The following is a 13,060-nucleotide window of genomic DNA, read 5'->3' as shown; positions in this document are numbered from 1 at the left end:
CATTTTTCTGCGCTTTAAAGCAGTAACTTGAGGATATGCTTACACTCAGCAAAGGACATTTTCTTGGTCAAACCAGTACTTCATTTGCGGTGAATGAGGTGATGATCAGCCGCACGGCTTATCACGCCCCCGTGTTTGAAGGCTGGCATTGCCATGAGCACCTGCACCTGACGCTGCTGCTGGAAGGAGGCAACGAGGAATCGCGCTCCGGAAGCTGTGTGGAAGTAATGGCCGGCAACCTGTTATGGTACCATAGCGGGGAAATGCATCGTAATGCTAAAACCCGGCATCCCTCTGTAAATATCAACCTGGAAATTCCGGAAGTCCTGTTGCGGGAACGGGGGCTCTCGTTTCACACACTCACTGCCTCACCCTTATTGCAGGACAAGGCAAAATACGCCATGCTGAAGTTGCTGCGTGAAATAACCATAGCCGATATGCATACCGGCACGGCGGTGGATGCGCTGTTAAACAATATCTTTACTGCTCCTGCGGTAAAGGCTAACATCCCACCGCAATGGGTAGCCACAGTAGCGCAGCTGCTACAGGATCGTTGGGCCGATACCGTTAGTCTGGATGAAATGGCCGCTGCCGCTGGCGTACACCCGGTTACCATCAGTAAATATTTTCCTTCATACTTTGGCTGTTCGCTGGGGTATTATCTCCGTAAAATTAAGATTGACCGTGCCCTGGTGCTGCTGCGTACCGGAAAGTATTCCCTTACCGAGGTGGCTTACCGTTGCGGCTTTTTTGACCAGAGCCATTTTATCCGGGTATTTAAGTCGCATACGGGCATGCTGCCAAAAGTATACCGGCAGTTATGAGCACGCTAATTTTATACTATTCTTTCACCACCGTGTAGCCTACTTTTACAAAAAAAACGGATGAAACCATTGATATGCCTGCTGTTGGGGCTATGGTCGCTCTCTGCTGCTGCACAGTCGCCCGCGGAGATCAGTTATGTGACGGATACCGCCGCAGCGTTGATTGCGCGCCATTATGTATATGCCGACAAAGGAGCCGAAATTGCCGCCGAACTTCGCCGCCAGCACAGTAACGGCGCGTTCAGTACCGTGACTTCCTGGAAGGAGTATGATTCGCTTGCTACCCTGATCTTGCGGAAAAGCAGTCACGATGGGCACCTGTATATCCGCTACAGCCCGGAGCGGGCCATTGCCATGCTGGAAAATAAAGGAAAGGCGGGTCCCAGTGAAGACTTTTTTCATAATCAAAAGGCCAGGGATGCCAACTTCGGCATCAAGGCCAGTAATATGTTGGCCGATAATATTGGCTATCTTCAGCTCAGTATGTTCAACATCAGTGATGAAAGCATGCCATTGTTGGAGGCGGCTATCGACCGAATCAAAAACAGTCGTGCACTGATCGTGGATTTGCGGAATAATGGAGGAGGCGGTAGTTTGAAAGGTCCGGTGCTGGAGAGCATATTTTTGCCGGAAGGTACGGCCATGCTCACTTTTACGGCCCGCAATGGTAGCACGCAAACGGATGTGAGTATGCCGGTGGCGGCAGATAAGCGTTACCATAATCCCGTGTATGTACTGATCAACAAACGTACTGCATCGGCCGCTGAAGCCTTTGCGTATGTAATGCAGGCACAGGGGCGGGCGGTAGTAGTTGGGGAAACTTCTGCCGGCGCGGCTAATCACAATGCCATGTTTCCGCTCAACCGGGAACTCTTTATCTCCATATCTGAATCCGCACCTGTATTACCGGGCACGCGTAAAAGCTGGGAGGGGACAGGTGTCATACCCGATGTGGAAGTGCCCAGCGAACAAGCGCTGGAAAAAGCGCTATCACTATGTAAACAATAAAAAAAGCGGTTGTATCTGTTGGATACAACCGCCGCTTTACAATAATAATTTACTTTCTTACCAATAACATATTTTTTCGCAGGTCAAATGTAATTTTAGGTCCGAGCCAGTTAATCCAAATAATCCCATCATAAATAAGTCTGTATGTAATCCTCACCTGTAAATTTTAGTAGGTATACCATTATTATTTTTAATTAGTCTACTAAAACTATAGACTTTATGAAAATTATTGTATTATTGTATCATGGCAGGCATTCCGAATGCCAACAATACTATTTTCATCCGCCCCAACCATGTGGAGCAACACAACCAGAACTACCATGATACATTCACCAGCAATGAAACTTTTTGAAAATCCGGGTTTCCGATGTTGTTAAAAATTCTCTTGAATAAATAAAAAAGCCGGAACTGTTGGAGCAGTTCCGGCTGGCAAACAAGGCTGTGGGACATTTAACAGTGCAGTATGTGAATACATGCACCGGCCTTATTTTTTTCATACCAAAGTAAAGATAATGAAAATTGCTATTGCATGCAGTTTAGGACTGCTATTGCCCATTATTTCCCGGGCACAGTCCAATCCTGTACCTAAGTCGGGTACCATTGTACAGCACAACATCTCCCTTTCCGGAAAAATTATTGACGGCAAAACCCTTCAACCACTGGAAGGGGCAGTGGTGCACATCAAAGGCACTACACACGAAGTACAAACCAATCAACAGGGCGATTTCTTCTTCCGCACCGGACAAAAAGTTCCCGTCATCTACCAGATTTCAGCACTGGGGTACCAGCTTAAAGAAATTTATGTAGACAATCCTAATGCCGGCAACATTCCTCTGACAGAGCTTTCCCAGCAATTAAATGATGTGGTAGTAGTAGGATACGACACCCGTAAGCGCCGCGATCTCACCAGCGCCATCTCCTCTGTAAAAGGCGCCGATGTGGTAACCCTGCCGGTTGCCAGCTTCGATGCTCAGCTACAGGGCCGCGCGGCCGGCGTGCAAATCAATTCTAATACCGGTGTACCGGGCGACGGTGTATTCGTGCGCGTTAGAGGTACTACCTCCATCAATGCAGACAATAACCCGTTATATATCGTAGATGGGGTGTTCATTAATAACACCAGCCTGCAGACTGTGAGCACCGGCGGTCGCAGCGCCTCCGTACTGGCAGATCTAAACCCGGCAGACATCGAAAATATCGAGGTGCTTAAAGATGCCAGCGCCACCGCCATTTACGGCTCCCGCGGCGCCAATGGCGTGGTGATCATTACCACCAAACGTGGTAACTATAACACCAAAGCCCGCTTCAATGTAGATGTATCGGGTGGCGTAGCCTGGGCACCCAAACTATGGGACCTTACCACCGGCCCGCAACATGCGGAACTGATCAACGAGTTTTACCGCAACTCCCTCGCTGATGCACAGGCCGCAGGTGATGCCGCCGGCATCGCTAAATACAGCTACCTGCCATTCCGGTCCAAAACAGATAACCCAACAGCAACGCCCGCCCCGCGCGGCCTCCCGTCGGAACAACAAACCTACGACCGCCTCGGTGAAGTATTCGGCAACGCAGGGCTGCAAAACTATAACCTCTCCCTGGCAGGTGGTAACAAGGAAACCAAATACTATATCGGCGGCGGCTTCGCAAAGCAGGAGTCCATACTCAAACCCATGGCATTCGACAGGGTGAGCTTCAAACTCAACCTGGATCAGCGTGTCAACGATCGCATTACCGTAGGTACCAGTAACAGCTTTTCACGTAGCTACCGCAACCAGGGTCGCGCTGGCGACGGGCCACAGGGTGGACTCTTACAGGCCGCGCTTCATACGCCTACCTATCTCCCTGAAGTAAACGCGGATGGAACGCCCGCCAGATGGGCCGGGTTCGATAACGTACAGGTGTTGCTCAATAACTATGATGTCAACACCACCAGCCTGCGCTATATCGGTAACCTGTACCTGGATGCGACCATCCTGCCGGACCTGAAATTCCGCAGTACGTTCAGCCTCGACTATGATAATTACAACGAGTCGGAATACTGGAACAACCAAACCCAGCTGGGAGCAGCGCCTACCAATGGCCTGGCCACTTCCGCCATCACACAAAATACAGCCTGGATCAATGAGCAAACATTATCCTATCGCAAACGCCTTGGCACCAACCACTTCCTGGGAATACTGGTAGGTAACACCCTGCAAAGCAATACCATCGCAGTAACGTCAGCACAGGGAACCGGCTTCGCCAGCAACTCCTATAAAAATATATCGTCAGCGGCTACACGGATTGCGGGGCAAACCTGGACCAAAGTAAACCTGGCCAGCTTCTTCTCCCGCATCGATTATAACTACGCCGGTAAATACTACCTGGAAGCCAGCTTCCGCGCAGATGGTTCCTCCAAATTCGGGGACGACACCAAATGGGGCTACTTCCCGGCTGTAGGTGCCTCCTGGCGTATTAAAGAGGAATCGTTCCTTAAAAATGATAACCGTATCAGCGACCTGAAAGTACGCGCCAGCTACGGTATCACCGGTAATCAGGCAGGTATTGATAACTTCGCCTCACAAGGCCTGTGGAGTGGAGGCTTCGGCTATCCGGACGGCAGCTCGGGGGATCAGCCCGGCACCGCACCGCAACAGCTGTCAAACCTCAACCTGCAGTGGGAACGCACCAGCCAGGCCAATGCCGGCCTGGACCTCGGCCTCCTCGATGGCAGAATCAACCTCACTGCCGATTTCTACTACAAATACACCAACAACGTATTACTTCGTTTACCCGTTGCCGGTGTAACCGGGTTCGGTAACATCAACAGCAACGCCGGTGAAATCAGCAACAAAGGCTATGAGATCGGCATCAATACTATCAACGTAGCGGGTAAGTCGTTCCGTTGGAGCAGTAACCTCACCATCTCCGGTAATAAAAACCGTATCGAAAAATTACCTACGCCTATTTATCAGTACAACCGCGACTGGATCATCATGCAGGAAGGTTCACCGATGTACTCCTTCTGGCTGTACAGGCAGCTGGGCGTGGATGCTAAAACCGGTAACGTAATTTTTGAAGGCGCGCAAAATGGTAAACTGCCGGTTTCCGCCAGGCAGGTAATGGGCAATGCAATGCCTAAATTTTTCGGTGGGTTCAGCAACAGTTTCTCCTGGAAAGGCTTTGACCTCGGGGTGTTGTTCTCCTTCCAGTATGGTAACGATGTATATAACCTGAATAAATTCTTTGGAGAAGGTGGCGGTACCAGGGATGCCAACCGCGTACTGATGGCCGATCAGCTGAACCGCTGGCAGAAACCGGGAGATGTAACAGATGTACCGCGACTCACCGCCTACGGCCTCAACTACACCATCGATCAGAACAGCCGCTTCCTGGAAGATGGTTCCTTCCTCCGTTTGAAACAGGTATCACTCAGCTACACCGTTCCTAAAAGTCTGAGTCAACGCCTGCGAATCAGTCAGCTGCGTGTATACGTGATTGGTAGTAACCTCTGGCTGCTTACCAACTACACCGGCCCTGATCCGGAAGCGAACGTAACATCTATTCAAACCGTGCAGGGGCTTGACCTGGGTACACCACCACAGCCACGCAGTGTACAGGCCGGCATCAACCTCACCCTTTAACCGAAAACCAGCAACTCATGAACTCATTCATAAAATATAGCAGCATTTTGGCAATAGCGATAACGCTGTTGTCGTGCAAAAAATTCCTGGATGTAAAGCCGCAGGACTCCGTTTCTGACGAGCAAACTATCGTGGATAAAACCTCCGCGCAAACTGCATTGCGTGGCACCTATCGCAAGCTGGCCGCTGATGGCTACTATGGTAGTCTGTTCCAGACTTTCGGTTACCTGCCGGGGGATAATGTGCAGTGGACCGGCTCCCAGTCAGTGATCCAGCAGTTTATCACGCATAATATCCAGGCGGATAACGGAAACCTGGCTACGGTATGGTCCGCCATTTACGCCACCATCAACAGCGCCAACCACGTGATCACGAAAGTACCGTTGGTGAAAGATGCTACTTTTACTACGGACGACAGGAACCAGATCGTAGGCGAGGCGCTGTTCATCCGCGCACTGAGCTATTTCGACCTTGCCCGCACCTGGGGGAATGTACAGATAACGCTAACGCCTACACTCACCGCAACCGATAAAGATGACACCCGCCAAAGTACGCAGGAACAGGTGTATGCACAGGCATTGGCGGACCTCAACGCCGCAGAACCCCTGCTAAAAGCACCTGCCACCCCCAACCCGGTAAGGGCCAACCTTGAAACGGTATGGGCACTTAAAGCCCGCTGGTACCTGTATAGGGGCCAGTGGAGCGATGCGGCTACCTACGCATCCAAAGTGCTTACCAACCTGAAAAACTACCAGCTGCAACAACCTTATTCTGCATTTTTTGCACCAGCCAGCACGGTGGCTACCAAAGAGAGTGTGCTGGAATTGTCGTACAGCGCTACCTATACCAACGGCCACCGCAACTACTGGCAGCCGCCGGCAAACGGCGGTACGCGCCAGTGGGCCCCTGCAGACGCTTTGGTGACGCTGCTCAACGATCCGAAAGTGGGGGGTAACCGCAGTGCACTCATCGCTAAAACCAGTGCAGGACTATGGTACGGGAATCTGTACTATCGGAGCCCCGCTACAGATCCGACTTACCTGATCCGCATTGCTGAGTTGTACCTCATATATGCGGAAGCGTTAGCGCAGCAGAACAGGCCGGCAGACGCACTTTTACCGCTCAACGCCATCCGCGTAAGAGCAGGGCTCGACCCATTTAGCAACCCGGATAAAGCAGCCGTATTACAGGCAATAGAAAATGAGAGAAGAGTGGAGTTTGCGCTGGAACCGCACCGCTGGTTCGATTTGGTAAGAACCAACAGGGCAGGGGCAGTACTCGGTGTAACCGATGTAAATAAATACCTGTTCCCTATCCCGGCACAGGAAGTACGCTTATCAAACGGAAAATTAACCCAGAACCTGGGATACTAATACATCACATTTTTAATCAGCAATCATGAGTACCATTGCACAAACAGGGGAACTACACCCATGGAAACCGCAGCAGAAGCTGCTCTTCCGCATAGTGTTCGTATACCTGCTGCTACAGGTTCTGCCGCTCGACTGGACCTTTTACCGCTACCTCGGCAGTATCAGCTGGGGCCATGTTACCTACCAGGATATCTTTAACCTGGCGCACTACAGCACCCGGTTCACTGCCGGCCCGGCTACGTTTGCTGACTGGGGCATACTGCTGGTGATCGCTACCATCGCCGGCGTCATCTGGACGTACCGCGATGCCAATAAAGCGGCCGACTACAATCAGCTCTGGTATTGGCTACGGGTGCTGGTGCGGTACCGGTTGGCGCTGGCCATACTGGCATACGGTTTTATCAAATTTTTTCCGTTGCAGGCGCCTTATCCATCACTCAGCAACCTAAATACGGCCTATGGCGCATTTAACCGCTGGAAGCTGTTTTCAATGAGCCTGGGCATAGTTCCCGGCTATGAACTGTTTCTGGGCCTGGTGGAAATTTTACTGGCGATTGCCTTACTCTATCGCAAAACCGCTTCCATTGGCGCTTTCGTGTTCCTTATTTTTTGCGGGAATGTGTTTGTGTCTAATATCGCTTATGAAGGTGGAGATACCGTGTATAGCCTGCAACTTATTGTGTTTGCATTTTTCATTTTCAGTTTTGATTTTTTCCGTGTAGCAAGATTGCTACTACTGCAATTGCCAACAGCTCCCAACACTTTCCGGCCGCAGTTTAGTAATGGGCTGAGAGTGGCCAGGATAGCGCTGAAATCGGCATTCGTGTTGTACTTCATCGTTATCTACGGTATTAAATCAGGCATCGGTGCCAAAAAAGATCCGTATCAATATCCGGGTACGCCCGGATTGCCGGATGCACAGGGGCTTTACAATGTTACTACGTACGTGCTTCACCGTGATACCATCCCGTATTCCCCGGTGGATACCGTTCGCTGGCAAAACGTCGTTTTCGAAAGCTGGAATACCATCTCCATAAAAACCCTGGAACCGGTAATCATAGATAACAGTAACGAACACACGGTGCTTAACTCACAGGAGGGAAGAAACTATGAATCCACAGGAACCAATGGCCGCCGCTATTACAGCTATGCCATTGATGCTGGCCGCCAGCAGCTGGTGCTGAAGAATAAAAATCCGCATTACAAGGCCGATTCGTTTGTGCTTACCTATAGCAGGCCAACGCCGCAGCAGGTAATCCTGTCCGCAGGTGACTCGCTGTATGTTGTACTGGACAGGCTTCCAAAGAAATACCTTCTGCAGGAAGCGGCAGGTAGTGGCAGCAGAACACGGAAATTGAAATTGTAAACTGCTTAAAAATATTTTTTATGTCGATATCAGAAATTACTGTGCAGGATGCCAACGTTGCTGATAACGCAAAAGTGGCCACACCCACAGCCCAGGCACCTGCTGAAAAGCGGGACTGGAAAGGATACGAGAAGATATTGTTTCGTATCGCCTTCATCTTCTTCATCGCTATTTCGATTCCGAATACACCGGAATGGTATGCGCAGCTGTTTGCACTGAACTGGTTTCATTTGAACTACCGCGACCTGTACGACATCGCGCGTTTTGGTTCAGGCATCAACTTTTTTGGGAATACTATTTTTGGCACCAGTTTGCTCGGCTATGCCAACTGGATCACCACTTTGCTGATTGCTACCGCAGGCGGTTTGCTCTGGACGGGCGTTGTAAAGGCGCGCAAAACCGAACGGGCGGAATATTACACCCTGTACTACTGGCTGCGGGTAGTAGTGCGTTACCGTGCAGGCATCGGTATCATCGGTTTCGGCTTTACCAAACTGTTGCCGTTGCAGATGCCGTATCCTTCGCTGGGCGTGCTGAATACCAATTTCGGCGATTTTACTGCCCAAAAAATTTACTGGTTGTCCATAGGGATTGTGCCCTGGTATCAGGTGTTTGCCGGTGTGGTGGAAGTAGCGGCAGGCACCCTGTTATTTTTCCGTAAAACAACTACCCTGGGCGCCATCTTACTGCTGGCGGCTTTGGGGGATATTGTGTATGTGAACTTCGCGTATGATGGCGGTGTACACGTATATAGCAGCTACTTTGTATTGCTGGCGGCCTTCCTGCTCGTGAATGATGTGCCGAAAATTTATCGCCTGCTGATACAGGAAAAATATACTGTACCATTCCATTACTATCCCACGTTAAACAAAGCGGGGCAGGTACTGCGGGTAAGCCTTAAAACAGGGACGATCTTCCTGTTCCTCGGCGTGCTCTTTTATCTCCAGTTAATTAATTTTTTATATGACCCGTACAAACAGCCTGCTGTAGCGGGTGTGAAGGAATTGCGCGGGAACTATAACGTAACCGAATTCCGGATCAACGACCAGCTGATTCCATACAATCCGCTGGATACGGTACGCTGGCAGGAAGCTACTTTTGAAAACTGGTCCACATTTACCTACCGGGTCAATAAGCCGCATCCGCTGGATTTATCCAATGGTGGCGGAGATCCGCAGCGGGATGTAAACCGGACTTTTGAAATCACCGGTGTGGCCGGCGGGCAGCGCGCCTTCCATTACTTTGCGGATGAAACCAATCATACACTCTACCTCGAAGATAAATACAAGGCTATTCCCGATCGTAGAAACAGGACTGCCGGCGTAGGCGGCGATGGTGGTACTGCTGCCAACTTTGGTGCGGATACTGCTGTTACAGCTGAGAAGGAAAATGAAAAACAGGAAGAGTGGATACCCGCTGCTGCCTTGAAAAACATTGGCGACGAATCGCTGAAAATTGAGCCTATCGCACTTTCTACACGCAGGGCCCGCGATTATGCCGCAGCAAAGAAAAATGAAAAACGTAACCGCTTCGTGGTGCAATACAACACCACCGATGGCAATCATATCATCCTCACCGGCACCGATGAAAAGAAAAATCGAATTTATGTGGTGCTTGATCGGGTAGACAAACATTATGCGCTGGAACCTAGTAAACTGCAGGCGGGTAAATATTAGCGTGTTACCATGCCTGTTAGTCATAATAATTTGCTGTAACCGGCCACCGGAGCGATTTAGCTTTGGCAGGCCGGCCACACAGCGGGAAATAGATTCAGTTAATATTTCTATTACGCCGGATGGAAAAGGACTGCCGCCGGGTGTGGGCCATGTAGCCGAAGGCAAGGCGCTGTTTATTGCTAAATGCGCGCCCTGCCATGGTCCTACCGGTACGGAAGTGCCGCAATACAGGCTGGTGGCCACACCCAATGATACCACGCATGCGAAAGCCATTGGTAACTACTGGCCATACGCCACCACGCTGTACGACTACATCCGCAGAGCCATGCCGTTTAACGCCCCCGGCTCGCTGAGTAATGTGGAAGTATATCACCTCACTGCTTTTCTGTTGTACAGCAATCAGCTGATCGACAGCAATAGGGTGATCAGTGCACGCACCTTACCCAATATTGTTATGCCGGCGCGGAAGTGGTATGTAAACGACGACCGGCACGGAGGTAATGAGGTCAGGTGATTTTAAACAGCATCAAATGAAGCAGGATCAGATAAAACGAAGAACATTATTGCGCGCCGCAGCAGTTACTGCGTTAGGGTCTTTAGTACCGGGCCTTTCGGCCCGGCAGATGCCGGAGGCCGCTCCGGAAGACCCCACGAAAGTGCCGGGTACACCCGTGGGCAGGCTGGGGACCAGGTCACCTTTCGAGCAACCGCAAAAGAAGGCCTCCGACATCTCCGCCCGCTCACCCCTGCAGGATTTTTACGGCATCATTACGCCGTCGGACCTTCACTTTGAGCGGAGTCATAACGGCGTACCGCGCATTGATCCCCAAAAGTATGAGTTGCTGATTCATGGTATGGTGGAGCGCCCGATGGTGTTCACTTTAAAGGACCTCAAACGTTTTCCGGCACTCTCGCGCATCGCGTTTATTGAGTGCTCCGGTAATTTCAGGTCCGGCAAAACCACCATGACGCCGCAGGAAATATGTGGGCTCACCAGCCAGAGCGAGTGGACCGGCGTTATGCTGAGCACCCTGTTCCGGGAAGTAGGGGTGAGTCCCAAAGCCACCTGGTTCCTCGCTGAAGGCTCCGATGCCGCTGTGATGACCAGGAGCATACCTGTGCGCAAAGGCTGGGAAGATGCCATGATCGCCTACGCGCAAAACGGCGAAGCCATCCGCCCTGAACAAGGATACCCTGCCCGCTTGTTTTTACCAGGATGGGAAGGCAATACTAATGTGAAGTGGATACGGCGGATTGAGCTGTCGGACCAGCCATTTATGACCCGTGAAGAAACATCCAAATACACAGAAACTATCAAAGACGGTAAGATCCGGCAGTTCAGTTTCGACATGGATGCACGTTCCATTATCACCTATCCCAGCTATCCGCAAACTGTGGAGAAGGGTTGGATAGAGATTCGTGGGCTTGCCTGGAGCGGCCGTGGTAAGATTACCAGCGTAGAAGTAAGTACCGATGCCGGCAAACACTGGCATGTGGCTACCCTGCAGGAGCCGGTGCTGGACAAGGCGCATACGGCTTTTCGTTACGGCTGGTATTGGGACGGACAAAATACAGAAATTATGAGCAGGGCAGTGGACGATACGGGCTATACACAGCCCACCCTTCAGCAGTTGGTAAACGCGCGTGGCACAGATATGGGAGGGTATCACCTGAACCCCGTAACTGCCTGGATCATCCAACGCGATGGTACCGTACTTTTTAAACCGGAAAAATTCAGATGAGCAGGAGCACGAATGATTATGATGCCATTGTAGTGGGCGCCGGCCCTAACGGGCTGGCAGCCGCTATCACCTTGCAGCAGCACGGTTTACAGGTGCTGTTGCTGGAGGCTAAGGATACTATAGGCGGCGGTACCCGCACCAAACAACTGACATTACCCGGTTTTCGTCATGATGTATGCTCCGCTATACATCCCATGCTGATCATGTCGCCTTTTTTTCAACAGCTGCAACTGAAGGATTACGGTCTGGAATTGATCTACCCGCCGGTGGCGGCGGCCCATCCATTTGATGATGGCAGCGCCGCTGTGCTCAAAGGCAGCGTGGAAGACACGGCTGCCCTGCTGGGTGCGGACGGCCCCGCCTATACCCGCCTTGTATCCTCGCTGGTACAACACTGGCAGGAGCTGGGGCCGGATATCCTGGGGCCTTTGCATTTTCCCAGACACCCGTTGCAGCTGGCAGCCTTTGGCCTTACCGCCCTGCGCTCCGCAGATGCTATTGTTAAACGATTTCGCACCCGGCAGGCGCGTGGCCTCTGGGCCGGTATGGCAGCACATTCCATGCTGCCGTTCGATTACCTCTCCAGTGCTGCAATTGGTACAGTGTTATGCACCGCCGGCCATGTGGCCGGCTGGCCACTGGTAAAAGGAGGATCGCAGGGCATTGCCGACGCGCTGGCAGCGCTGTTTACCGCCTTCGGGGGTGATATAGAAACCGGTGTGCCTATTGATGATTTGTCGCAGTTGCCATCCGCAAAACTAGTGCTGCTGGATGTTTCACCGAAGCAATTAGTGCAAATAGCCGGTGATCGCCTGAGCGATAATTACGTAAAAAAGTTGAGCCGTTACCGTTATGGCCCCGGAGTATTTAAAGTGGACTGGGCCCTGGATGGCCCTATTCCGTTTATAAATGAGGATTGTCGGCATGCAGGAACAGTGCATATCGGCAACACCTACGAGGAAATTGCCGCTGCGGAAGCAGGCACCTGGATGGGGCAGTTATCCGAAAAACCTTTTGTACTGCTGGCACAACAAAGTTTATTTGATGGCACGCGGGCACCGCAGGGGCAGCACACAGCCTGGGGATATTGCCATGTGCCTAACGGCAACACTACGGATATGACACGCATCATTGAAAACCAGGTGGAGCGCTTTGCGCCAGGGTTTAAAGAGCGTATTATTGGTCGCCATGTGATGAACGCCACCGCGATGGAAACCTATAATGCGAATTATATAGGGGGAGATATTAATGGCGGCGCCATCGACATCTCCCAGTTATTTACCAGGCCGGTGATGAGCGTATCACCCTACCGCACCAGCGCAAAGGGCATTTACCTCTGTTCTGCCAGCACACCGCCGGGCGGCGGCGTACACGGCATGTGTGGCTATCATGCGGCCATCCGTGCATTAAAGGATATTAAAGTAATTCATTGATCATTTCTAATACAA

At 51.3% G+C, this 13,060-nt stretch carries 9 protein-coding genes; all 9 read left to right on the top strand.

Going from position 1 to position 13,060, the window contains the following annotated elements; all coding sequences use genetic code 11:
• Positions 1 to 35: 35 nt before the first annotated feature.
• The 9 genes from BUB18_RS20800 (at position 36) to BUB18_RS20760 (ending at position 13,045) form a co-directional block, all read left to right on the top strand.
• On the top strand, positions 36 to 824 hold the full coding sequence (locus BUB18_RS20800; RefSeq protein ID WP_073084799.1) for a helix-turn-helix domain-containing protein: 789 nt from the start codon (positions 36 to 38) through the stop codon (positions 822 to 824).
• A 60-nt stretch (positions 825 to 884) separates the two neighbouring features.
• Complete coding sequence (locus BUB18_RS20795; protein WP_073084797.1) at positions 885 to 1,832, top strand: S41 family peptidase; 948 nt, start codon at positions 885 to 887, stop codon at positions 1,830 to 1,832.
• 512 nt (positions 1,833 to 2,344) lie between these two features.
• Positions 2,345 to 5,455 carry a SusC/RagA family TonB-linked outer membrane protein gene (locus BUB18_RS20790; protein WP_073085294.1) on the top strand — a complete coding sequence of 1,037 codons (3,111 nt, stop codon included), beginning with the start codon at positions 2,345 to 2,347 and terminating at the stop codon, positions 5,453 to 5,455.
• Between the two features lie 17 nt (positions 5,456 to 5,472).
• Positions 5,473 to 6,828 carry a RagB/SusD family nutrient uptake outer membrane protein gene (locus BUB18_RS20785; protein WP_073084795.1) on the top strand — a complete coding sequence of 452 codons (1,356 nt, stop codon included), beginning with the start codon at positions 5,473 to 5,475 and terminating at the stop codon, positions 6,826 to 6,828.
• A 25-nt stretch (positions 6,829 to 6,853) separates the two neighbouring features.
• Positions 6,854 to 8,194: a hypothetical protein gene (locus tag BUB18_RS20780; protein ID WP_073084793.1), complete on the top strand. Its 1,341-nt coding sequence runs from the start codon at positions 6,854 to 6,856 to the stop codon at positions 8,192 to 8,194.
• A 20-nt stretch (positions 8,195 to 8,214) separates the two neighbouring features.
• Positions 8,215 to 9,870, top strand: a complete 1,656-nt coding sequence (locus BUB18_RS20775) for a hypothetical protein (protein WP_073084791.1) — start codon at positions 8,215 to 8,217, stop codon at positions 9,868 to 9,870.
• Positions 9,830 to 10,384, top strand: a complete 555-nt coding sequence (locus tag BUB18_RS20770; protein ID WP_143160029.1) for a c-type cytochrome — start codon at positions 9,830 to 9,832, stop codon at positions 10,382 to 10,384. The genes BUB18_RS20775 and BUB18_RS20770 overlap by 41 nt, the downstream gene beginning before the upstream one ends.
• Positions 10,385 to 10,400: 16 nt before the next feature.
• A complete protein-coding gene (gene soxC / locus BUB18_RS20765; protein ID WP_143160028.1) occupies positions 10,401 to 11,612 on the top strand; it encodes a sulfite dehydrogenase in 1,212 nt (403 codons plus the stop codon).
• Entirely contained in the window at positions 11,609 to 13,045 is a 1,437-nt protein-coding gene (locus BUB18_RS20760; protein ID WP_073084787.1) for a phytoene desaturase family protein, read from the top strand. Before soxC ends, BUB18_RS20760 begins: the two co-directional genes overlap by 4 nt.
• The last annotated feature ends 15 nt before the right edge of the window (positions 13,046 to 13,060 follow it).

This window comes from Chitinophaga jiangningensis (assembly GCF_900142605.1).
GTDB lineage: Bacteria > Bacteroidota > Bacteroidia > Chitinophagales > Chitinophagaceae > Chitinophaga > Chitinophaga jiangningensis.
This window is presented reverse-complemented; position numbering and strand designations above follow the sequence as displayed.

Excerpts from the sequence above, each read along its gene's own strand:
- BUB18_RS20770 (WP_143160029.1), top strand. The coding sequence starts at position 9,830 with ATGCGCTGGAACCTAGTAAACTGCAGGCGGGTAAATATTAGCGTGTTA.
- BUB18_RS20780 (WP_073084793.1), top strand. The coding sequence starts at position 6,854 with ATGAGTACCATTGCACAAACAGGGGAACTACACCCATGGAAACCGCAG.
- BUB18_RS20775 (WP_073084791.1), top strand. The coding sequence starts at position 8,215 with ATGTCGATATCAGAAATTACTGTGCAGGATGCCAACGTTGCTGATAAC.
- BUB18_RS20800 (WP_073084799.1), top strand. The coding sequence starts at position 36 with ATGCTTACACTCAGCAAAGGACATTTTCTTGGTCAAACCAGTACTTCA.
- BUB18_RS20785 (WP_073084795.1), top strand. The coding sequence starts at position 5,473 with ATGAACTCATTCATAAAATATAGCAGCATTTTGGCAATAGCGATAACG.
- soxC (WP_143160028.1), top strand. The coding sequence starts at position 10,401 with ATGAAGCAGGATCAGATAAAACGAAGAACATTATTGCGCGCCGCAGCA.
- BUB18_RS20795 (WP_073084797.1), top strand. The coding sequence starts at position 885 with ATGAAACCATTGATATGCCTGCTGTTGGGGCTATGGTCGCTCTCTGCT.
- BUB18_RS20760 (WP_073084787.1), top strand. The coding sequence starts at position 11,609 with ATGAGCAGGAGCACGAATGATTATGATGCCATTGTAGTGGGCGCCGGC.
- BUB18_RS20790 (WP_073085294.1), top strand. The coding sequence starts at position 2,345 with ATGAAAATTGCTATTGCATGCAGTTTAGGACTGCTATTGCCCATTATT.